This is a genomic window from Paraburkholderia sp. RL18-101-BIB-B, from assembly GCF_046026985.1.
In the GTDB taxonomy this organism is placed as follows: domain Bacteria; phylum Pseudomonadota; class Gammaproteobacteria; order Burkholderiales; family Burkholderiaceae; genus Paraburkholderia.
Window position 1 is genome coordinate 1 of sequence record NZ_JARESV010000189.1, and the last position, 580, is coordinate 580.

Annotated in this window: 1 protein-coding gene; it reads right to left on the reverse strand. The window is 64.1% G+C overall.

Annotated features, from left to right (window positions below; translation table 11 throughout):
* On the reverse strand, positions 1–580 hold a 580-nt coding region (locus tag P0D73_RS46635; protein WP_494478268.1), incomplete at both ends, for an efflux RND transporter periplasmic adaptor subunit.

Consider the following 580-nt stretch of genomic DNA (forward strand, 5'->3'; position numbering starts at 1 on the left):
GGTCAGCAAGCCGGCCTGTCCCGCCGTCACATAGCTGCCGTCCTGCTGTCTCGCGAAGCTCGACAGACCGTTGAGCGGCGATTTGATGGTTGTATAGCTGAGGTTGAGTTCTGCCGTCTGCACCTGCCCCTGGGCGGCGATCACGGCCGCTTCCGCGCTCTTCTCGTTGCCGGTTGCGTCGTCCAGATCCTTCTTGCTCAAAGCGTTCTGCGCGGCAAGCGGGATCACGCGCGCGAGATTCGCCTTCGTCACATAGAGCCGCGCCTGCTGCTGCGCGAGTTGGCCCTTGGCCGTCTGCAGCGCGGCCTCAAATGGTTTCGGGTCCATCAGGAAGAGCGTCTGCCCGGCATGGACCAGTTGACCCTCGGTATAGACCCGCTTATCGAGAAAGCCGTCCACGCGAGCGCGAATCTCCACTTCACGTGAGCTCTGCGTCTGCGCAGTGAACTCGAACTCGACCGGGGTATCGTGCGGCTCGACCTGCATCACGGTCACTTCGGCCGCGCCAGCCTGCGGCGGCGGAGCCGGCTTGTGGCACGCAGCACACAGCGCCAACGTTGCGTAGACCAGCAACCGCGCA